Below are 21724 nucleotides of genomic sequence, written 5' to 3' on the forward strand. Positions count from 1 at the left end.
CGGCTATCCTCGAGATATGACCGCACCATCCGCACCGCGTCGGGCGACTCTCTCCGATGTCGCCCATGAAGCCGGAGTGTCCACGTCGACAGCATCCGTCGTCTTCAGCGGTAAGACGAAGGTGTCAGACGCGACCCGTACGCGCGTGCTCGCCGCAGCGGAATCGCTCGGCTACACCGGCCCCGACCCGATGGCGGCTTCCCTCCGCCGCGGCAGGAGCGGAATCGTCGCCGTCGTCCTCGAAGGGCAGCTGCGCACTGCGTTCCTCGATCCGGTCACTATCCCGATGATGGACGGCCTCACCGACGGTCTCGCCGATCTCGGCGCCGGCGTGCTGCTGCTGCGCGATGAGCCCGGTGACGACGGGGTGTCCTCCCTCAATACCGCCCCGGTCGATGCGGCAGTCCTGATCGGATGCTCCGCTCGGTTCCGCGCATCGCTGGACATCGTGCGCGGCAGAGGGCTGCCCGTTGTCGTGATCGAAGGCGACGCCGGTGAAGGCATCCCGCGCATCACGCTGAACAATCACGACGCGGCAGCCGAGATCGCCGGCCACATCAGGGACCTCGGTCACACACGTGTAGCGATCGTGACGCTACCGGCGGGAGGCGACCGCCAGCGCGGCCTGCTCACACCAGAGCGGCTTGCCCTGGCCACGGTGGAGGTCACCGTCGAGCGGCTCGATGGCGTGCGCGAGGTCTACCCCGACGCGATGGCGCTCGCGACGAAGGCGAGCTCGATCGATGAGGGCGTGATCGCCGGGCGCACGCTGCTCGAGGACCCCGCGAACCGCCCCACTGCCGTCCTCGCACAGAGCGATCTGCTCGCGGTCGGTGTGATCCGCGCGGCAGAAGAGCTCGGGCTGCGCGTTCCTGAAGACCTCAGCGTCGCGGGCTTCGACGGCGTTCGCGTCGATGGCATCGGCGACCACGTGCTCACCACGATGGTCCAGCCCGCGGTCGAGAAGGGGCGAGCGGCCGGCGAGCAGGTCGCACGGATGCTGCGCGGAGAGCAGGCCGAATCGTTGCACCTGACATGCCGATTCCGTCAAGGAACCACCACCGGCGCTCCCGCACACTGACGGTTTCGCATCGGGGAGAGCCAGCTCCGGGTAAACTGGGAAAAACCCGCCCGCCTGTGCCTTTTCCGGCCGACGAGCCCTTGAGGAGCCGCCGATGATCGTGCTCCTTGCGGTGTTCCTCCTCGGGGCTCTCGTTCTTCCCGTTCTGGTGCGCTGGCTCGGAGCACAGGCTTTCGCGGTCGCGGCTCTCGTTCCTGCTGCGGCGTTCGTGCACGCGCTCACTCTGACCCCGCAGGTGCTCGCGGCAGACCCCTCGCCGTTCGAGTCCGTGGCGTGGATCCCGCAGCTCGGCCTGAATCTGTCGATGCACATGGACGTGCTCGGTTGGGTGCTCACTCTGATCGTCACGGGCGTCGGTGCCCTTGTACTGCTGTACTGCCGCTGGTACTTCTACGACGACACCACTGATATCGGGCAGTTCGCCGGCGTACTGCTCGGCTTTGCGGGAGCGATGTACGGGCTCGTCCTCACCGACGACATCATCATGCTCGTGATGTTCTGGGAGATCACCAGCATCCTCTCGTACCTGCTCATAGGCCACTACCGTCGTCGTGCAGCCAGCCGTCGTGCCGCACTCCAGGCCCTGCTGGTGACAACCCTCGGCGGTCTGGTCATGTTCGTCGGAGTGGTGCTGCTCGCGGTCGACACCGGAACGACGAGTATCTCGAGGATCTTGGAGATCGCGCCGTCCGGTCCGCTCGTCAACGCCGCGATCGTCATGCTGCTGATCGGTGCGATCAGCAAGTCGGCGATCTTCCCGTTCCACTTCTGGCTTCCTGGCGCGATGGCCGCTCCCACCCCGGTGAGTGCGTATCTGCACGCGGCGGCGATGGTGAAGGCCGGCATCTATCTGATCGCCCGGTTCGCTCCGATCTTCGCGCTGTCCGCGCCGTGGCGGCCGATCGTCATCTCGCTTGGTGTGTTCACCATGCTGCTCGGCGGTTTCCAGGCGCTGCGTGAGACCGACCTCAAGCGCGTGCTCGCATTCGGCACGGTGAGCCAGCTCGGCTTCTTCACCGTCATGGTTGGCTACGGCACGCAGGCCACAGCGCTGGCAGGGCTTGCGCTGGTCATCGGGCATGCGCTGTTCAAATCAGCGCTCTTCCTCATCGTCGGCGTCATCGACCGTCAGCTCTCCACGCGAGATATCGGCGAGCTATCCGGCGTCGGCAGACAGGCGCCGGTCATGGCGACCGCGGCATTCATCTCGGTGGCATCGATGGCGGGGATCGCCCCGACGATCGGATTCGTCGCGAAGGAATCCGCGCTCACCAGTCTTCTGGACGACGCGATGGGCGGCTCGGTCTGGGGCCTTGTGGCCCTGATCGGCGTCATCCTCGGATCTATGCTGACTGCGGCATATGGCGTGCGCTTCCTCTGGGGAGCGTTCTGGCGCAAGCGTGACAAGCAGGGCGCGCCGATGCCGGACACCGTCTGGCCGGACCCACCCGTCGGGTTCCTCTCGGCGCCGATCATCCTCGCCGGCCTCACACTTGCCGCGGGCCTCGGCGCCCCCGCACTCGACGTCGCACTACACGGCTATGCGGTCACCGCCATTCCCGGCCTGGATGCCGAGGGCGTGCCGACCGAGGGCACCGGCCACCTGGCGCTCTGGCACGGGTTCGAGCCGGCGCTGGGCATCTCGATCGCCTCGATCCTGCTCGGGATCGGGCTGTTCCTGCTCACTCGCCGCACTGGCTGGGATGCCAAACCGCGACTGCTGCCCTTCACCGCGGCGGATGCCTACGCGTTCGTGATGCGCGGTGTCGACCGGCTCTCGGTCCTCACCACGACGCTCACCCAGCGTGGTTCACTGCCGGTCTATGTCGGAACGATCTTCGTGGTCTTCGTGGCAGCAGAGGTTACTGCCCTTCTCGCGAGCGATGTCGAACAGCTCAATCTGTCTGCGTGGCACACTCCGACGCAGATCGCTGTCGCACCGATCATGGCGCTCGCCGCCGTCTTCGCCGTGCAGGCGCGCAAGCGCTACACGGGCGTCGTGCTCGTCTCGGTCACCGGACTCGGCATGGTCGCGCTCTTCGCGACGAGCGGCGCACCTGACCTCGCCCTCACACAGATCCTCGTCGAGACCGTCACCATGGTCACCTTCGCTCTCGTGCTTCGCCGCCTGCCGTCGCGCTTGGGGGAGCACAACGCGTCGGTGTCGCGCATCCCCCGTGCGCTCCTCGCGATCGGCACAGGTCTCACGATGGCGTTCGTCGTCATCGTCGCGACGCAGTCGCGCGTCGCAGAGCCGATCTCGGTCGGTTTCCCCGAACTCGCCTACCAGCTCGGACACGGACAGAACGTCGTCAACGTCGCGCTGGTGGACCTGCGCGGCTGGGACACCATGGGCGAGCTGTCGGTTCTGGTGCTCGCGGCCACGGGTGTGGCGTCCCTCGTTTTCGTCACCCATCGCGCCGACATGCTCTCGGCCCGCCCGGCCCTCCCCAAGCGGCTTCGGCGACGAGCGCGGATCATGCCGCTCGTCGAGACGACAGAGGGTGTGCGCTTCCAGACCGCAGAGAATCGCAGCAGTCCTCGTGCGTGGCTGGTGGGCGGTCAGCAGATGAACCCGGAGAACCGCTCGATTCTGCTCGAAGTCATCGTGCGCATCCTCTTCCACACGATCATCGTGGTCTCGATCTATCTGCTCTTCGCCGGCCACAATCAGCCAGGTGGCGGATTCGCCGGCGGCCTGGTCGCGGGAATGGCGCTGGTGATGCGGTACATCGCCGGCGGTCGCTGGGAGCTCGGGTCTGCGGCGCCCACCGATGCTGGCCACCTGCTGGGCGCGGGGCTGCTGCTCTCGGTCGGCACCGCTGTCATCCCGCTGTTCTTCGGTCTTGCACCGCTGACCAGCACGTTCTGGGAATGGGAGATACCCGGTATCGGTCACATGGAGTTCGTCACGTCGACCGTGTTCGACATCGGCGTGTACCTGGTCGTGATCGGTCTCGTGCTCGATGTGCTGCGCAGCCTCGGTGCCGAGGTCGACCGCCAGACGCAAGAGCTGCGCAGTCGGGCGGTGGGCGCCTGATGGATGTCTCACTCACCCTCATCATCGTCATGGCGATTCTCTTCGCCGCCGGCGTCTACGCGATGCTCGAGCGCAGCCTGACCCGGGTGCTCATCGGATTCATGCTGCTCGGCAATGCGACGAACCTGCTGCTGCTGATCGTCATGGGCGTACCAGGCAACGCCCCCTTCTTCGACCCTTCGGCAGGCTCAGGGACCGGCGACCTCAGCGACCCGCTTCCCCAAGCGCTCACGCTCACCGCCATCGTTATCACGTTCGCCGTCACCGCATTCCTGCTCGCGCTGATCTACCGCTCGTGGCAGCTGGGCCAGGCCGACACCGTCGAGGACGATGAGGCAGACATCGCGCTTCGCGCACGTACGGATGCTGACGAAGACGTGCTCGACGACGATGAGGACATCGACGACGAAGAAGCCACCACCGACTTCGTCGACGTGCGCACCTCGCCCATCACCGTGCTGCACATGCGGGATCACCCGTCGATTCACGATGACGCGCCCGTCGACCGGTCGTGGGATGCCGCGGCATTCGACCCTTCGACAGGCTCAGGGACCGAAGCGGGGCCAGGGACCGACTCCGACGATGAGGGGGACCGCACGTGAGCGCGCTCGTCCCGCTGCTCGTCGCGCTTCCGCTGCTCGGCGCTGCCATCACTCTCGTCTTCGGGCGGAGCCCCCGACTGCAGGTGCTCGTCACCGTGGCGAGCCTCACGGCCGTCGCCGTCATCGCGGCCATTCTGCTGTTCGTCGTCGATCAGGGCGCGCCGCTCGCGGTCTCGGTCGGCGGGTGGCCGGTGCCGTTCGGCATCGTGCTCTACGTCGACCGGCTCGCAGCGCTCCTCGTGCTGATCTCCAGCATCGTGCTGGTCGCGGTTCTGCTCTTCTCGATCGGTCAGGGTGCCGCCGATGGGGCGGATGAAACCCCGATCTCGATCTTCAACCCGTCGTATCTGATCCTCGCTGCCGGGATCTTCAATGCCTTCATCGCCGGCGACCTCTTCAACCTCTACGTCGGTTTTGAGATCCTGCTGGTCGCCTCGTACGTGCTGATCACTCTCGGCAGCACCGAGTCGCGCATCCGAACCGGCGCCGTGTACATCGTCGTCTCATTGGTCTCATCGATCATCTTCCTCGCGGCGATCGCGACGATCTACGGTGCACTCGGCACGGTGAACATGGCGCAGATCGCCGAGCGGATGACCGAGCTGCCGCAGGACACGCAGCTCGTGCTGCACCTCATGCTCGTCGCAGCCTTCGGCATCAAGGCCGCGATCTTCCCGGTCTCGTTCTGGCTGCCGGACTCCTACCCGACGGCGCCGGCGCCGGTCACCGCGGTGTTCGCCGGATTGCTGACGAAGGTCGGCGTCTACGCTCTGATCCGCACCGAGACGCAGCTCTTCGCCAGCAATGACATCAACATGCTGCTGCTGATCATTGCGCTGGCGACCATGACCGTGGGAGTTCTCGGCGCTGTCGCGCAGGCTGAGCTCAAGAGGATCCTGTCGTTCACCCTGGTCAGTCACGTCGGTTACATGATCTTCGGTTTGGCCATCGCGACCCCCGCGGCGATCGGCGCGACGGTGTACTACATCGTGCACCACATCATCGTGCAGACGACTCTGTTCCTGGCCGTTGGACTCATCGAGCGCCGGGCAGGAAGCACCTCGATCTTGCGAGTGAAGGGACTGCTGAAAGCGGCGCCGCTGCTCGCCGTGCTCTACTTCGTCCCCGCGATCAACCTCGGCGGCCTGCCACCGTTCTCCGGATTCATCGGAAAGTTCGCGCTGTTCGATGCTGCGGCCGAGGTCGGTACCCCGATCATGATCGTGCTCATCTTCGGCGGCATCCTGACCTCGCTCCTGACTCTCTACGCACTCATGCGCGCATGGAACCTCGCGTTCTGGCGCGAAGAGGAGGACTCCACCGAGACGGACGGGCGCGTCTCGTATCTCGGCAATGCTCCGGCCGCCGACGAGCAGCAGGAGCGTCGCCGCATTCCGAAGATCATGACCGTTGCGACCGGCGGGATGGTCGGTGTGACACTGATGCTCACCGTCTTCGCCGGCCCGCTCTACGAACTGTGCGCGAGCATCGGCGAGTCCCTGCTGCAGCCGGTGAACCTCATCCAGCTGGAAGAGGAGGCGAGTCCGTGAGCCCCGAGAGCCGGCGCACCATCGTGCGTGACATCCTTCTGCAGCTGCCGTTCCTCGCCTGGCTGATCGTGCTGTGGATGCTGGTGTGGAACCAGTTCACGGTGCTCTCTTTCGTCACAGGCCTGCTGGTCGCGATCTTCGTCACGCGGGTCTTCCGACTGCCGACGATCGAACTGTCCGGCCGCATCAACCTCTGGTACGTGGTGCTGTTCGCCGTGCAGTTCGTCTGGGCGATCGTGCGCGGCGCCGTTGCGGTCACCATTCAGGTGTTCGACTTCCGGCGCCAGCCTGGTGCCGCCATCATCGGCGTCGACCTTCGCTATGCAGACGACCTGATCATGACGCATGTCTCGATCACAGCGTCGCTGATCCCCGGTTCGCTCGTCGTCGAGACCGACCGCGACCGCGGCATCCTGTATCTGCATGTGATCGGCGTGCGCAATCTCGACGACGTCGAGGAGCAGCGCGCGGGCGTGCTGCGGTGGGAGCGCAGGATTGTTCGGGCGCTGGGTAGCCCCGCGCAGTATCGTGCACTGAAAGCCGACGAGCGGGCGGAGGGCAAGGCATGAACTGGCTCATGTTCGTGATCTTCGTCGTCTTCAGCGTCGCGGCGCTGCTGACGGTGGTCCGCATCATTCGGGGTCCGTCGATTCTCGACCGCGCCGTGGCATCCGATGTTCTCCTCACCGAAGTGATGTGTGTGATCGGGGCCGAGATGGCGATCAACGGACACACCCGCAGCATTCCGGTGCTGCTGATCATTGCCGCCGTGGGCGTGTTCGGGTCGATCGCTGTCGCACGATACGTCGCGCGAAGGGACAACACGACCTCATGAATGTCCTCGGTTTCGAAATTGCGGATGCTGTCATCGACGTCACCGTGCTCGTCTTGATCCTGCTCGGCGCACTGCTGTGTCTCTCAGCGGCGGTCGGACTGCTGCACTTTCGCGCCGTGCCTTCGCGGCTGCATGCAGCAACGAAGCCGCAGGTGCTCGGACTCATGCTGATCTGCCTGGCCATCGCGCTGTCGCAGCGGTCGGTGGGCGGAATTCTGCTCGGGGTGGCCCTTGTCGCCCCGATCGTGCTGATGCAGTTCGCAACCGCGCCGCTGTCGGCCCATATCGTCGGGCGCCAGGCGTATCGGAACGGGACATCCGAGGAGCGCACGCTCGTCGTGGACGAGCTCGCCGAGTCGAAGCAGACCCCACCCGCTGCGGGCTGAGGTGCGGAGGTAGCAGATGAGTGCACAGCCGGGGTGGTACGACGCCGGAGTCCCGGGGCAGCAGCGCTGGTGGGACGGCGTGCAATGGACCGGGCATGAGCGCGCGGTCGCAGTGGCGCCGCAGCCGGTATCTGCACCCTTGGTGCATACTGCGCCGATGGGCTGGTATCCCGTGGTCGGAACTGCGGACGTTCGGTGGTGGGATGGCGCAGGCTGGACCCCGTACCGTCTTCGCGACGGCAAGCTGCGGCCGGATGCGTTCGCCATCGAGCCCGGACGCCTGGGCATCGTCTTTGGCATCGTGTTCATCGTGCTCGCCATCTCGCAGTACAGCACATACAGCCTGTCGGGTGAGCCGGTGTTCGCCTTCACTCCGGTGCTGTTCTTCATCGCCGGAATTCTCTGGTTGATCGGCGGCATCCGCGTCACCCGCGTGCAGAAGCTCGCTGTGCCCACGACGGCGCCGGTGTTCGATCCGCTGACGCGGCCGTTGCCGGGCGAAGTAGAAGGTGCGGGCGCCGGCTGGTTCCCCGTGTCAGGGCAGATCGCGCGCTGGTGGACCGGTGCTCAGTGGAGCCCGTACATCGCGCAGAAGTTCGGTGTGCGGCCGACCCAGTACGGGCCGCGCGCCTACCGGAACTCGATGATCCTCGGTTGGGTACTCGTCGGACTCGGCGTGCTGGCCGCACTTCTCGGCGTCGCCTTCGTGGGCGCGCTCGGCTGGGCGGCAGCGGTGGTCATCATCCCGGCAGGGGTCTTCGCCTTCGTCGGTGGCCTCGTGCTGCTGATGGTCTACATCCGTCGCTACACGATGATTCTGCCGCCGCAAGCCCCGCCGCTGCGCTGAGGTGCCGCGCTCTGTCGTGGGCGCCGGTCGGGTCAGAGGCGGCGGGCGAACTCCGTGATCAGGTCGGCGGCGAGTTCCGCGTCGCTGATCAGCGTGCCGTGGCCATGGTCGGGGATCTCTTTCAGATCGGCCGGGCCCGGCACGAGGGAGAGGATCTCGCGGCACCACGACACAGGTGCGAGCGGGTCGCGCGCACCGCGCAGCACGAGCACGGGGCACTTCACCTGCGCATAGGCCTTCTCGGGTTCGTGCACCACGGTCGCACGGATCTTCCTGATCAGGTGCGGCCCGCCGCGCAGGTATTCGCGCGCACCGCGCAAAAGCACGATCGGACGTTCGCCCATCAGGTCGCGCAACAGGTAGGTCGCCTGCTCGCGCACGCTGCGTGAAGCGCTGTTGACGGTAGGTCCTGCCAGGACGAGTCCGGCGATGAGGGACGGATGCCGCGCCGCGAGCTCCGCACCGATCTGACTGCCCATGGAGTGGCCGATGATGACGGCATCCGAGACGTCGATACTGCGCAGGAATGCCGCAATGAGGTCGGCGTGCCGGGCCATCGTCAGAGTTCGAAAGGGTTCCGGGGCTTCGCCGAAGCCGGGCAGATCGAGCGCGATGATGCGCCCAGGAAGGCGTTCGCTGAAGTCGAGGTAGACGCTGCGGCCCATGCCGATGCCGTGCAGCAGCACATATGGGCGCTCGCCGGTTCCGAAGTCCTCCGCGACGAGCGTCGCACCACCATGCTCGGATTCGACGATGGATGCGGGAACACCCTCAGGAGCAAGCAGACGTTCTGGCACCATACGACCCTAACGCGTCACACCACGACCGAGAGGTCAGAGCACGGCCGAGAGGAAGTCCCTCGTCCGCTGCTCCTGCGGGTTGCTGAAGATGTCTTCCGGCGCGCCCTCTTCGACGATCCGCCCGCTGTCGAACATCAGCACCCGGTTCGACACGTCGCGCGCGAACTGCATCTCGTGCGTGACGATCAGCATGGTCACATCGGTCTCGCGTGCAACGTCGCGCAGGATGTTCAGCACCTCGCCGACCACCTCGGGGTCCAGCGCACTGGTGACCTCGTCGAGCAGCAGGATCTCGGGCTCCATGGCGAGAGCCCGCGCGATCGCCACGCGCTGCTGCTGACCACCGGAGAGCTGGGTCGGGTGCGCGTTCTCCTTGTCGGGGAGTCCGACCTTCTCGAGCAGTGCACGGCCCCGCGCCAGAGCATCCTTCTTCGACATGCCGAGCACGTGCACCGGGGCCTCGATGATATTCTCGATCACCGTCATGTTCGGGAACAGGTTGAACTGCTGGAACACCATGCCGATGCGCTTGCGCATCTCGTTCTTGTGCTTCTCTTTCAACTCGACCCGCTTGCCGTCCTTCTCATAGTGAGTGAGCGGATTGCCGTCGATGTGCACGTACCCGGCGTTGGCCTCTTCGAGCGTCATGACCAGGCGCAGGATCGTCGTCTTGCCCGATCCGCTCGGCCCGATCAGGGTCACGCGGTCGCCCTTGCGGACGGTGAAGTCGAGATCGTGCAGCACGACGTGATCGCCGAAGCGCTTCTCGACCTTGTCGAAGCGGATGGCGGGCACGGCACCGTCGTCCAGTGCGATGGCACCGGTGTGGGTATCAGGGTTTGTGGACAAGGCGCTTCTCCAATCGACCGATCAGCAGGGAGGTGGGGTAGCTCGCGGCCAAGAACAAGAGGCCAGCGAGAGTGATCGCTTCGACGTAGCGGAAGTGTTCGCCGCCGTAGAGCTGCGCGGTCTTCACCATGTCGGCGACGAAGATGACCGACACGAACGGCGTCTCCTTGAACATGGAGATCACGTAGTTGCCCAGGGACGGGACGGTCGCCCGTACCGCCTGCGGGATGACCACCGCGGTCCACGTGCGACGGCGTGACATCGACAGGGCGGTCGTCGCCTCCCACTGTCCGGGGTCGATCGAGTCGATTCCCGCCCGATACACCTCGGCCATATACGTGGCGTAGTGGATGCCGAAGATCGCAATGCCGATGATGATCGGCGGGATGTCGATGCCGAGCGCGAGCAGTCCGTAGAGGCCGAACAGCAGCTGCACCACGATCGGTGTCATCCGGATGAAGTTCATCACGAAGGTCACGATGGCGGCGACGGGGCGAGGAGCGCTGCGGCGGACCAGAGCGATGAGCAGCCCGAGGACAGCCGCGATCGCGCTGCTGACGACGGTGATCACCAGCGTGACGGTGAGGAAGCTCCAGAGCATGTCGGGCAGTGCGCCCCAGACGTGGTCCCAGTTCCAGGGGAAGGAGTCGTCGGACATCACACGCTCCCCTCTGGTTCGGTGATGGGCTCGGCGATGGCCTCGGGCTCGGCGACGGTCTCAGGGGCGGCGACCGCGTCGCGCCACCGCGTGCTCTGGCCGAGCCGGTGCTTGGCGCGCGCTTCGAGCGCGTTCATGATCAGCGAGAGCAGGTAGGCGATGACGAAGTAGATGATGAGCCCGAGTGTGTAGGCGAAGAAGACGTCGGTGTTGATGCGCAGTTTGTTCAGCTCGGCGGTGAGATCGACGATCGTGATCAGATAGACGACCGCCGTGCCCTTCAGAAGCTGGATGAGCAGGTTGTTCAGCGACGGGATCATCAGTGCCCATGCCTGGGGGAAGATCACTCGCCACATGCGCTGCGTGCGCGACAGGCTCAGCGCCGTCGTCGCCTCCCATTGGCCGGCTGGCACGGAGTTGATCGATCCGCGTACGACTTCGGCGCCGTAGGCACCGTAGTTCAGACCGAGTGCCAAGATTCCGGTGAACACCGGCGGCAGCTCGAGGTTGAACGGGGGGAGGGGCAGCACGAAGAAGAAGAAGAAGAGCTGCACGAGCAGCGACGTACCGCGGAAGAACTCGATCACCACGCGGGCGAACCCGCGCAGCAGAATGTTGTCGAACCGGGCGAGCAGCCCGAGTCCGATGGCGATGATGAACGCCAGCAGGGCGCCGCCCACAGTCAGCTCGAGGGTTATAAGGAGCCCGTCGAGGATCTGGGGCAGCGCCCGCTGGAGCGCTTCGAGATTGTCAGTCACTGAGACGGAGGGACTCAGCCGAGTTCGCCAGCGCAGAGCTGCTCGGTGGTCAGATCTGCCGGCGGCAGGTTCTCCGCGGTGAATCCGAACGGCTCGACGAGGTCGAGGTACGACTGCTCGTCACCGGTGATCTTGGCGAGCTCCTCGTTGTAGGCCTCCAGAAGCGCGGTGTCGTCCGGACGGAACACCGTCGCACCGGCGCCGATCTGCTCGACACCGTCGATCACCTGCACGAAGGCTTCGGTGGTCTCGAGGTCATCCATGTCCTCGGTCATCCAGTTCAGCGACACCGCGGTCAGGGCGAAAGCGTCGGCAAGGCCGGCCTGCACGGCCTCAAGGCCCGCGCTGGCGGAGTCGACCTGCACTGTGTTCGTGATGCCGAGGTCCTTGGCGTAACCGTCTTCGATGGCTCCGGATTGCACGGCGAGCTTGATGTCGCCCGCTGCGGCGACGGAGTCGAGATCACTGAGGTCCTTCGGGTTGCCTTTGGGCACGGCGAGCGTCGTGGTGTACATGATCTCGGGATCGCTGAATGCTGCTTCGGCGCAGCGGTCGGGGAGGATCGACATGCCTGCGCTGATGACGTCCCAGCGGCCCGCATTCAGCCCGGGGATCAGGTTGTCCCAGGCGACCTCTTCGATCTCGATGTTGTCGATGCCGAGGTTTTTGAAGATCTGCTCGTGCATCGCGATCGTCGCACCGGTGGGCTCGCCGTCCTCGACCCAGGAGTACGGCTGCTCGGAGGCGACGGCGAGCGTGATCGTGCCCTCCTCCTGTGCCTTCTCGAGCGTGCTCATCCCCTCGGTGTCATCGGAAGCGCAACCGGCGAGCAGGCCGAGAGCAAGGGTTCCGATCGCCGCGGTGGCAATGCTGGTTCGTAGCGTTCTCTTGGTCATGGTGCCCCAGACTATGGAATCTGTCGGCATATGTACAGTCAGACGCGCAGATTGTCGACACGTATACAAGAATGTGATCTTGGGGCAGACTGAGTTGCCGAGTCGGCTTCGCTTCTGGCCGAGGAGGATCGACAATGAGATGTTCGCTGTTTCACGCACGACCAGACGGCAACGGTCGAAAGGGATATTCATGGCCTCACACACACCTCGCGCGGTGACGCCGATTTCTATGGTGCGCGTCGCGCGCCCGTCAACGGTCGATCTGATCACTGCGGAGCTGCGCAAGGCGATCTTCACCGGCGCGCTCCCGGTAGGAAGCCCCATCGGCGAGGTCGAGATGTCCTCCCAGCTCGGCGTCAGCCGCAGCCCGCTTCGGGAGTCGACCCAGCGACTGGTGCAGGAAGGCCTGCTGACAGCATCCCCCGGTCGAGGTATGCGCGTCAGCGTGATCCGTCCCGACGAGGTCGCCGACGTCTACGACGTCAGGCTCGCGATCGAAGCACAGGCGGCACGGCTCATCATCAAGGCGGGTGCGGCCTCGGTGCTCGATGCGCTTGAGGCCGCGTACGCGCACCTCGTCGAGCTCAGTGACGGCGACGACGCCATCGCCATCGGTGACGCCGACCTCGAGTTCCACCGCCTGCTGGTCGACTCCGCCGGAAGTCGTCGCCTCTCGCACTACATGGCGACTCTCGTCATCGAGATGCGCATCGCCAGCTTCAGCGATCCGAACGGCTATGCCGTGCGGCGCTCGATCTCCGAGACGTACCGCGGACTTCTCGACGCGCTCGCCGCGGGTGACGCGGCGGCCGCTTTCGCAGCGCTCGAGCAGCAGTTCGCCGAGGCGGTCGCGCGACTCACCGGCAAGGACGAGAGCGTCGAGACGGTCGAGCGCGTGGTGACCGACGTGATCCCGACCATCACGCCGATCGAGATCACCGAAGAAGTCTGAGCGCTACTTCGCGGGCGTCAGCACCAGTGTGTCGACGGTCGCCTCGGCGACGGCATCCGGGCTGAAGGCCCATACCGTCTGGATGCCCGCGGCCCAGTCCTCGGTCTGATCGACGTAGTGCTGGTGGAACGCGTGACCGGATGCTCCGGTGAGGTGGTTCCACGAGGAGCTGTCGAAGTCAGCCAGATCGATGACCATGCGCATCGAGGGCACGGTCGTCGTGGCGTAGGACTCGCCGATGCTCCACCCGGTGGCATTGACGACGGATGCTCCGCCGCCGACCGGGTACGGTCCGCGGTTGAATAGCGCCTCGATCGGTGCGATTCCAGAGGAACCGAGAGTGTCACTGGTGAGTGTGATGGCGTGCAGGTCGCCCCAATTCCACCGCGAGGCGACATTGCCCTGCAGTGAGACGAGCTCGTCGTAGGCCTGCTCGGCAGAGAGGGTGAGCATCTCGTCCATGCCGTTCACGTCGATCTGCTCATTCGTCCAGAGCGGGTCGCTCGGATCATCGAGCAGTGCGTCCATGACGGTGAACAGGCGGCTCTGGCTTCCGTACGGCAGCGGCTCTTCGCGGTTCGCGAAGACGTTCAGCACGAGGTTCGACCAGAGCACGTTCGCGTAGGCGGCGGCTGCGGAGTCGGCGTTGTTCTGCGCGTCCCAGGTGCGAAGAAGCGCCACGGCCTCCTTCGGTCCGTCGCCTGCGACCTCGACGTCGGCCATGACCGTTGCCAGCTTCTTGCCGACCCACATCTGGTTGTCGTTCTGAATATCACGCATATCCTGCGCGGTGATGGGCCCGGCGGCCGCAGTGCGCTCGATGAGGTAGGCGATGCGAGCGGCACGGTAGCCGTAGTCCCAGTCACGCGAGAGGAAGTAGTCGTAGTCATCGGTCACGATGGCGTTGTTCGCCGTGACGATGTAGCCCGACGACGGGTTGTACGAGACGGGAAGTTCTTCGAACGGAATGTAACCGGTCCAGTCGTAGGCGCTGTCCCAGCCCGGCTGCGGCAGCCAGCCGTCGCCGGCGCCGCGGATCGGCAGCCGGCCAGGGGCCTGGTAGCCGATGTTGCCGTCGATGTCGGCGTAGATGAGGTTCTGCGCTGGCACATCGAATTGGGATGCCGCGGCGCGGAAGTCCTCGAAACTCTGCGCCGTATCGAGCGCGAAGATCGCCGTTGCGGTTTTCCCCGGATCGAGCGCGGTCCAGCGCAGCGACACGGCGTATTCGCCCGTCATGGCAGCTGCGGCATCCGTCTCGCCCTGCACGAGCGCATCGCCGTCTGCCCAGACGTCGCCGTCGGCGAGCGCGGTGAAGTCGTCGGTGAGTCCCGAGATGATCGGGCCGTGCGCGGTGGAGCGGATCGTCAGATCGATGTCTTCGCCGCCCGCGACCTTCACGGTCTCCTCACGCACATCGAGCGGTACGAGTGCGCCGTCGCGCCAGTATGAGTCGCCGTCGACCTTCTCGATGTAGAGGTCGGCAACGTCGGTCGTGAGATTCGTGAACCCCCACGCGACCTGACTGTTGTGCCCGATCACGATGCCCGGCAGGCCGGAGAAGGAGAAGCCGCCGACATCGAAGGGGCACTCAACGGTGACCTTTGAGCAGCGCAACTGCACCTGATACCAGACCGAGGGGAGCGATGCACCGAGGTGCGGATCATTCGACAACAGCGGCAAGCCACTCTCCGTGAGCGACCCGGAGACCACCCACGAGTTCGAACCGATGCCTTCGCCAACGTCGCCGACCAGCAGGCTTGCCGCCTCGACGACGCTCTCCGCCTCCTGCCACTCGACGGTGGTCACCGCGGTCTGGATAGTGGCGTCATCGCCGGGGTCAGTGGTGAAGATAGCGGGCGCGGCATCCGTTTCGTCCTCCAGCGCGGGGACCGTCGATATCTTCGGGACGATCACGGGGTTCTCATCGAACGGGTACGCCGGGTAGAGCTGCTCGAGCAGGTCCATGCTGTCGGCGGGCGCCGCTTCATCTCCGACTTCCGCGACCAGTAGTGCGCGCTCGGTTTCGTCTTCGATGTTTGTGCGCAGATCCCACGCCATCGCCTTCAGCCAGGCGACCGAGTCGGCGGGTTCCCATGGCTCGACTTGGTAGTCGGGGTTCTGTATGCCGAGAACGGCATACTCCAGCGAGAGCTTCGCACCGTCGCGCGTGGAGAGGTAGGCATTCACGCCGTCGGCGTAGGCCTGGTAGTAGGCGAGCGTGGTTTCATCCATCGCCTCGACTTCCTGCTCGGCGACGTCGCGCCAGCCGAGAGTGCGCAGGAACATGTCAGTCGGCGCCTGGGATTCACCGAACATCTCCGCGACGCGGCCGGATGTCACGTGCCGGCGGAAGTCCATCTCGAAGAAGCGATCCTGCGCGTGCACGAAGCCCTCTGCAAAGAACAGATCGTGCGAGGAGTCTGCCGTGATCGTCGGCACGCCGAGACTGTCACGCTGCACACTGACCTGGGCCTTCAGCCCGTCGAGCTCAAGTTCTCCGGACGTCTGCGGGAATGAGCGCTGGATTGTCCAGACGACGAAGAAGGCCGCCGCCACGGCAATGACGAGCAGCCCCGCAACGACGCCGAATGCAATGCGTCCGATTCGCGCGCCCAGCGGGCGGCGTGCTGCAGGTTGCGGAGATTCGGTCGTCATTGAGAAGCTCTTTCGGGGTCGTCGGTGGGACTCGGTCTCACCGTTCCCCAGAGCGCGTTTCGGGACGCGCTTTTGGAAGCCTAGCGGGGCCGGGACGATTCGGGATGAGCCGCATCACATGAGCTTCGTTGAATCCAGTGCGCGCAGGAGCTTCTGATTGAAGCTGATGAGCGGGAGTCGCAGCACCAGACCGAGCAGCAGGGCGGGCAGTGCGAACGCGGCGAGCAACCCCAGCGACACCCAGAAGTCGTTCTGATAGATGCCGGCGATGGCGGAGCGCATCGCGTTCACCGCATGTGTGGCAGGCAGGAACGGACTGATGTTCTGGAACCATTGCGGAAGCACCTGCAGCGGGTACGCACCACCGGAGGTGGAGATCTGCACGACGAGCATCAACACGGCCAACGCCTTGCCGGCGTTCCCGAAGGTCACGACGAACGTGTAGACGATCAGCGTGAACACGAGCGACATCACCCAGCCGGTGAGGATGAGCAGGAACGGATGCTCCGGCTGCACCTGCGTGAACAGCACGCTGCCCAGACACACCAGCGAGCTCTGCAGGAAACCGACGAGCGCGAAGATGCCGAACCTGCCGAGGTACTTCTGCGTCGGCGTGAGGACAGGGAGATCGGAGGCAGCGCCCTGCGGCGGATCGACGCGAATCGACACCGAGATCAGGAGCGCTCCCACCCAGAGGGCGAGCACGGTGTACAACGGCGTCATCGCTGCGCCGAAACTGACGACCGAGTAGACCGGCACTCGTTTCAGGGACACGGGCTCGGCAAGATGGGTGGCCAGCGCCTGTGGTTCCGCGCCGATCACCTCGGTGAGCTCACTGAGGTCGCCCGTATCCATGGCCTTGGTCAGAGCGTTGGCGAGAGCATCGAATCGATCTGCCGTCTCGGTGAGGGTGCTCGAGATGTCGGTCGTCAATGATTCTGCGTGCTCGAGTGCCGTGGTCAGCGAATCGGATCCGGAGAGCGACTCCGCGACGGAAGAGAGATCGCTGCCGATCGAATCGACGTCGCCGCCGATGACGGCCAGTGTCTCCGCGAGTGCATCGAGCTTCGGCTGCAGACTGCCTGTGTAGGCGTTCTTGGCGTCGTCCACGGCCGCCTTCGCGTCGGCGATCAGCCCCGTGATCTCGGCATGCGTGGCTTGAACGTCGGCATCGGTGTCGGTGATGTGCGTTGCTGCTTCGTCGAGGCGATCGTGCAGATCCTGTTGTCGTGCGATCGACGCGTCGATGCGGGATACCGCCCGATCGAACGAGTCCAATGCCGATTCCGGTAGGAGCGGGCGGACATTGTTCACGAGGGAGTCACGCAGCTGCTGATTCTGGTCGATCTGGGTCTGTACGCGCGTCGCCACGGCACTGATCGCATCCGCCGAGCTCTGGGATTGCGCATTCAGTGAAGAGAACACACTGTCGACGCTGTCGGCCACGGCCTGATAACTGTCGGCCGTTCCGGCCAGTGCGTCGCCGATCGTCGCGGCAGTCGATGTGAGAACGTCCTTCAGCGATTGAGCGGCGTCCTTTCCGGTGCCCAGCGCGCCGGTGGCGTCCTGGAGCGCGTCGCTTGACGCCGATACGAGCCCTGAGGCTCCGTCGACGAGCGGGCGGCTCGAAGCGATCAGTGAGGTGAACATGTCCGCTGTCGCTGATGCTGCCCGCATCTGCGCGGCCACCTCGCCGGCGTGTGCCTGCAGGCGGGACAGCGCTGTCTGGGTGTCTGCGTCCTCGAGATACCCGGACAGCGAAGTGATGATGTTGAGAGCGACCTCGCTGAGCTTCTCCGTGAAGACTTCGTTGATGCTTGTAGACACTTCACCCGCACCCTGCTCGGTGATCTTCGGTGCGAGCGCGTTCTTCTTCTCGTTCGTGTAGTACTCGATCTTGGTGTCGGAACCGTTCGAGTAGAAGGTCATCATGTCGGCGCTGAAGGTCGGAGGCAGCACGATGGCGGCGTAGTACTCGCCGGACTTCGTGCCGTCGATCGCCTCGTCCTCCGAGGTGATCACCCAGTTCAGATCGTTGTTCGCACGCAGCGCCGAGAGCACCTGCTCGCCGACGTTGAGGCGGATCGGAACGAGGTCGCTCTGATACCCCTCATCGGTGTTGGCGACGGCGACGGTGAGGTTCTTGGTGTTCTCGAACGGATTCCAGCTCGCGATGACGTTGAACCAGGTGAACAGGGACGGGATCACGACCAGACCGAACAGCACGATGACGGCCATGACGTTACTCGTCGCCCGGCGCAGGTCGTGCCGGAACACATGCAGGATGTTCTTCATTCGCGCTCCTGCTGTTCCTGGGTGCCGTCGGCGTCGTCGTCCGGCTCGGGCTTGGTGTCGTCGCGTTCGTCGTCGTGTCCGTCCTCGGGCACGTCATCGGCGGTGCCGTCCGCGTCGCGCGCCTGGTCGACGTCGGCATCCATCGCGAAAAGGTCCTCGAGATCTGCAGTGTCCTCGCCTGGTTCCTCCGCATCCGTGGCGTTGTCCGGTCGCTCGAGTACTGCTGTGCGGGCGGGGGCGGACTCGGTCGGGCCACCGGACGCGGCGACGGCGAGCAGAGACGCATCTCCACTGTTCTCGATGGCCAGCGCCTGGCGCAGGTCTGCTTCCGGCATCTCGCCCACCTCAGCGGCCTGTTCGATGCTCTGTTTGATGTACTCCAATGCGACGAGGACGCCGATGAGGATCAAGCACCACAGTGCCCACAGGCCGAGCATCGTCGCCTTGACATCCGGGACGAGCCAGGCGGCGACGGCGAGCACGGCCATGACCGTGACGCCCACGATGAGAGTGAGTCGCAGCACGGTCGGATACCGATCAGTGAACCGCCGCGCGCGCTGCGCGACCTCCTCGCGGTAGCCGTCGCCGTCCGTCAGCGCATGGATGACCTCCGGCGTGCGACGGCGGCCGGTGATCTGCACATCCTCGCTCACCATCAACTGGCTGTCGGCGAGTCGACGGTTGAACAGCAGTGCGAAGTTTCCCAGTCGGCGGCGCAGGAAGAGCCCCAGCACGAACGCGATCACGACGAAGAGCGCGAGCGCCCCCATGAACTGCCAGTAGTGGCCGCCGTAGAAGCCGCTGATGGTCTCGCGCAGCGCGTCGATGCCATAGGTGAACGGCAGGAACGGATACAGCCCTTGGAAGAAGTCCGGCATCATCTCGATCGGATAGAGCCCCGACGCTCCCGGGATCTGGAAGATCACCAGCAGGATGCACAGACCCTTGCCGACGATGCCGAAACAGACCGAGAGGGCGTAGATGATGCTGAGGTAAGCCAGGCCGATGAGCACGCTGGTTCCGACGAACGCGAATGCGTTCGCGGTCTGCACACCGATGACCAGGTTGCCGACCGAGACGAGCACAGCCTGGAACACGGCGATCGATGCCAGCAGCATCCAGCGCCCCAGGTACGCCTGACGTACGGAAACGCCTTCCACGCCTTCTGTGTCGACTTCGAGTCGCATGATGACCATCAGCACGAACGCACCGATCCACAGCGACAGGTTCGTGAAAAGGGCGGCCATCGCGGAGCCGTACGCCTTGGTGGGGAAAAGGACGTTCTGGTCGACTTCGACGGGGGAGGCCATGAACTGGGCGATCTGGTCCGCATCCAATCCACTGATCGTCGCGAGACGGTCCCACACGTCTGCAGCGCTGAGGGCCAAGACGTCGGTACGTACGCCGCCCAGGCCGGACTCTGCGCCGGCGAGGTTGTCGTCCAGCGCAGTGAGGGCGGTCGAGGTATCAACGAGCTGAGTCTTCAGGCCTGCCAACAGGCTCTGAGCTTGTGTCACCTGGGTTCGCTGCGCACCGAGCGCGGACGAGAACGCGTCGGCGCTAGAAGACAGTGCCGACATCGCGCTGTTGAGTGCGGGGACGCTCTGCAGAAGCGCATCCCGGATGCCACCCGCCGATGTCGAGGCGCTGCTGACAGCGGAGTTGATCGTGTCTGCAGACGCCTTGACGGACTCGATCGTGTTCGAGACGTCCGTGTTCAACTGCGTCAGTTGGTCGAGCACCTCCTGGTCAGCGGTGTTGCGTTCCTTCAGCGCGTCGATGGCCTCGCTGAGACGCTGTTCTGCCTCCGATCCGGCATCGGTGCCGTCGAGTATGGTCTGCAACTGGTCCAGAACCTTGCCGTTCGCCTCGATCACGGCGGAGAGGTCGTCGATCGCCGTACCCACTGCGACGTTCGCCTGTTGCAGGCTCGTCGACAGCGTCGCGATCGACGCATTCATCTTGGATGATGCGTCGGCGAGAAGGGTCGCGCCGGTGACGTACGCAGATGTGACTTTGTCGGTGAACGTCAACAACTCTTGCTGCGCCTCGGCAGCGATGGTCTGGGCCTGCGCGACGGCGCTCTGCACCTCGCCGAGCGCGGCGTCGACGTCACCCAGTGTCGACACGGCGCTGTCGAGCCCCGTCTGGGCATCGGCCAGTCCGGTCTGCAGTTCGGTGATGCGCGTTCGAGCCGTGGCGACTTTGCCGGCTGCGTCATCGAGGGCCGTGACGGTATTGTCTCGCGCATCAGTGAGCCGGCCCTCAGTATCCTCACCGGCATCCTTCAACTGGTCGGTGACGGTCTTCGCGACCACCGACACGAAGGTGCTGTTGATCTGAGTGTCGAGCGTCGAGGCGCCGACATCTGTGATCTTCGGGGCGATCGCGTTCGCCTTCTCGTTGACGTAGTACTTCAGCACGGGGCGCGTGAACTCGCCGGTTGTGATGCTGATGAAGTCGCGGCTGAAATCCTCCGGGATAACGATCGCGGCATAGCTGCGCCCGCTCTTGACGGCATCCATCGCCTCGTCTTCATCCATGAACTCCCAGCCGAGCTGATCATTCTTCTTGAGCTCGCCGACGAGTTCGCCGCCCACATCGATGTCTCCGGTCAGGTCGGAGGTGGCTCCCTCATCTTGATTGACGATCGCGACGCTGACGTTCTGCGTGTTCGAGTACGGATCCCAGAACGCGACGATGTTGAACCAGGCGTAGAGGGAGGGCGTCACGATGACGCCGACGATGATGATCCACGCCTTGCTCACTCGCGCGAGTCGGCCGAGGTCGCGCCGGAAGACGCTCCAGGCGTTGTGCATCAGACCTCGTCCGGGCGGTTCTGTGGCATGTCGAGCATAGGGTGAGATGCGGCCGACTCGACGATCTCGGGACGGGTGGCGATCAGCGCGTCAGCGTCGCGCCAGGACAGGCCGGCGATACTCAGCACGGTGCGCACGGCGGTGGCCGCGGCATCCGGTCCGACGGCGTCGACGCGTACGACCGTGCGGGCGGTCTCTTCGATGAGTCGGGCGAGAACGTCGGCGGGGATGTCGGTACGCAGCGTGTCGGCACGGCGGCCGCGCTCGACGATGCCTGCGACGACCTTTCGCAGCGGCGCCAGCGCGGCGGCGGTGTCGGCCACGTGGGCGTCGTCGAGCGCGATGGAGGTCACCGTCTGGATGTGTGCGACCTCGTGCCAAAGCCGCGAGGCGAGCTGGGCGAGGGCTATGCGGGCGTCGTCGTCGAGGGGCTGCTCGGCGATCGCGTTGAACCGCTGAGCGCCGGCCTTGATGAGCTCGCCGATCAGGGCGGATCGATCATCGAAGTGTCCGTAGAGCGCGCGGCGAGAGAGGCCGGCGGTGCGCGCGATCAGGTCGATCGAGGCGTTGGAGTCTTGCGCGAGCGCGATACGAGCGGCGACCAGGATGCTTTCGCGGTTCGCCTGCGCGTCGCGGCGCGGAGCGCGGAGGTCTGTCATGCCATCAGTTTACGATCTTGCACACTGATGTGCAAGATT

18 protein-coding genes are annotated in these 21724 nt (G+C 65.1%); 9 read left to right on the forward strand and 9 right to left on the reverse strand.

Going from position 1 to position 21724, the window contains the following annotated elements; all coding sequences use genetic code 11:
• The first annotated feature begins 16 nt into the window (after nucleotides 1-16).
• The 8 genes from ACN0RC_RS12515 (at nucleotide 17) to ACN0RC_RS12550 (ending at nucleotide 8341) form a co-directional block, all read left to right on the forward strand.
• Nucleotides 17-1081 carry a LacI family DNA-binding transcriptional regulator gene (locus ACN0RC_RS12515; protein WP_417512204.1) on the forward strand — a complete coding sequence of 355 codons (1065 nt, stop codon included), beginning with the start codon at nucleotides 17-19 and terminating at the stop codon, nucleotides 1079-1081.
• 94 nt (nucleotides 1082-1175) lie between these two features.
• On the forward strand, nucleotides 1176-4121 hold the full coding sequence (locus ACN0RC_RS12520) for a Na+/H+ antiporter subunit A (protein WP_417512206.1): 2946 nt from the start codon (nucleotides 1176-1178) through the stop codon (nucleotides 4119-4121).
• Nucleotides 4121-4723: a Na(+)/H(+) antiporter subunit C gene (locus tag ACN0RC_RS12525; RefSeq protein ID WP_417512207.1), complete on the forward strand. Its 603-nt coding sequence runs from the start codon at nucleotides 4121-4123 to the stop codon at nucleotides 4721-4723. The genes ACN0RC_RS12520 and ACN0RC_RS12525 overlap by 1 nt, the downstream gene beginning before the upstream one ends.
• Nucleotides 4720-6273 (forward strand): Na+/H+ antiporter subunit D, encoded by a 1554-nt coding sequence (locus ACN0RC_RS12530; protein ID WP_417512209.1) that lies wholly within the window; start codon nucleotides 4720-4722, stop codon nucleotides 6271-6273. The genes ACN0RC_RS12525 and ACN0RC_RS12530 overlap by 4 nt, the downstream gene beginning before the upstream one ends.
• On the forward strand, nucleotides 6270-6842 hold the full coding sequence (locus ACN0RC_RS12535; RefSeq protein WP_417512211.1) for a Na+/H+ antiporter subunit E: 573 nt from the start codon (nucleotides 6270-6272) through the stop codon (nucleotides 6840-6842). Before ACN0RC_RS12530 ends, ACN0RC_RS12535 begins: the two co-directional genes overlap by 4 nt.
• Nucleotides 6839-7108: a monovalent cation/H+ antiporter complex subunit F gene (locus ACN0RC_RS12540; protein WP_417512213.1), complete on the forward strand. Its 270-nt coding sequence runs from the start codon at nucleotides 6839-6841 to the stop codon at nucleotides 7106-7108. Before ACN0RC_RS12535 ends, ACN0RC_RS12540 begins: the two co-directional genes overlap by 4 nt.
• Complete coding sequence (gene mnhG, locus ACN0RC_RS12545) at nucleotides 7105-7494, forward strand: monovalent cation/H(+) antiporter subunit G (RefSeq protein WP_417512215.1); 390 nt, start codon at nucleotides 7105-7107, stop codon at nucleotides 7492-7494. The genes ACN0RC_RS12540 and mnhG overlap by 4 nt, the downstream gene beginning before the upstream one ends.
• A 16-nt stretch (nucleotides 7495-7510) precedes the next feature.
• Nucleotides 7511-8341: a DUF2510 domain-containing protein gene (locus ACN0RC_RS12550; protein ID WP_417512216.1), complete on the forward strand. Its 831-nt coding sequence runs from the start codon at nucleotides 7511-7513 to the stop codon at nucleotides 8339-8341.
• Nucleotides 8342-8373: 32 nt separating this feature from the next.
• Here the strand turns inward: ACN0RC_RS12550 and ACN0RC_RS12555 are convergent, their stop codons facing one another.
• From ACN0RC_RS12555 to ACN0RC_RS12575, 5 genes are read right to left on the reverse strand one after another with little or no spacing between them, the layout of a single operon-like run.
• Nucleotides 8374-9138, reverse strand: a complete 765-nt coding sequence (locus tag ACN0RC_RS12555; protein ID WP_417512218.1) for an alpha/beta fold hydrolase — start codon at nucleotides 9136-9138, stop codon at nucleotides 8374-8376.
• A gap of 36 nt (nucleotides 9139-9174) precedes the next feature.
• Nucleotides 9175-9990 (reverse strand): ectoine/hydroxyectoine ABC transporter ATP-binding protein EhuA, encoded by an 816-nt coding sequence (gene ehuA, locus ACN0RC_RS12560; protein WP_417512220.1) that lies wholly within the window; start codon nucleotides 9988-9990, stop codon nucleotides 9175-9177.
• Nucleotides 9974-10648, reverse strand: a complete 675-nt coding sequence (gene ehuD / locus ACN0RC_RS12565; protein ID WP_417512222.1) for an ectoine/hydroxyectoine ABC transporter permease subunit EhuD — start codon at nucleotides 10646-10648, stop codon at nucleotides 9974-9976. Before ehuD ends, ehuA begins: the two co-directional genes overlap by 17 nt.
• Nucleotides 10648-11406, reverse strand: a complete 759-nt coding sequence (gene ehuC / locus ACN0RC_RS12570) for an ectoine/hydroxyectoine ABC transporter permease subunit EhuC (protein WP_417512224.1) — start codon at nucleotides 11404-11406, stop codon at nucleotides 10648-10650. The genes ehuD and ehuC overlap by 1 nt, the downstream gene beginning before the upstream one ends.
• A 14-nt stretch (nucleotides 11407-11420) precedes the next feature.
• A complete protein-coding gene (locus tag ACN0RC_RS12575) occupies nucleotides 11421-12302 on the reverse strand; it encodes a transporter substrate-binding domain-containing protein (protein WP_417512226.1) in 882 nt (293 codons plus the stop codon).
• 190 nt (nucleotides 12303-12492) lie between these two features.
• Here ACN0RC_RS12575 and ACN0RC_RS12580 point away from each other — a divergent pair, with 190 nt between their 5' ends.
• Nucleotides 12493-13254: a GntR family transcriptional regulator gene (locus ACN0RC_RS12580; protein ID WP_417512227.1), complete on the forward strand. Its 762-nt coding sequence runs from the start codon at nucleotides 12493-12495 to the stop codon at nucleotides 13252-13254.
• A 3-nt stretch (nucleotides 13255-13257) separates the two neighbouring features.
• Here the strand turns inward: ACN0RC_RS12580 and ACN0RC_RS12585 are convergent, their stop codons facing one another.
• The 4 genes from ACN0RC_RS12585 to ACN0RC_RS12600 all read right to left on the reverse strand — a co-directional run bounded on the left by ACN0RC_RS12585 (nucleotide 13258) and on the right by ACN0RC_RS12600 (nucleotide 21685).
• Nucleotides 13258-15912, reverse strand: a complete 2655-nt coding sequence (locus ACN0RC_RS12585) for a penicillin acylase family protein (protein WP_417512229.1) — start codon at nucleotides 15910-15912, stop codon at nucleotides 13258-13260.
• A 114-nt stretch (nucleotides 15913-16026) separates the two neighbouring features.
• Nucleotides 16027-18207, reverse strand: a complete 2181-nt coding sequence (locus ACN0RC_RS12590) for a YhgE/Pip family protein (protein WP_417512231.1) — start codon at nucleotides 18205-18207, stop codon at nucleotides 16027-16029.
• Entirely contained in the window at nucleotides 18204-21026 is a 2823-nt protein-coding gene (locus ACN0RC_RS12595) for a YhgE/Pip family protein (RefSeq protein WP_417512233.1), read from the reverse strand. The genes ACN0RC_RS12590 and ACN0RC_RS12595 overlap by 4 nt, the downstream gene beginning before the upstream one ends.
• Nucleotides 21026-21685 carry a TetR/AcrR family transcriptional regulator gene (locus tag ACN0RC_RS12600; RefSeq protein WP_417512235.1) on the reverse strand — a complete coding sequence of 220 codons (660 nt, stop codon included), beginning with the start codon at nucleotides 21683-21685 and terminating at the stop codon, nucleotides 21026-21028. The genes ACN0RC_RS12595 and ACN0RC_RS12600 overlap by 1 nt, the downstream gene beginning before the upstream one ends.
• Between the last annotated feature and the right edge of the window lie 39 nt (nucleotides 21686-21724).

It is taken from the genome of Microbacterium sp. (genome assembly GCF_048259935.1).
Taxonomy (GTDB): Bacteria; Actinomycetota; Actinomycetes; order Actinomycetales; family Microbacteriaceae; genus Microbacterium.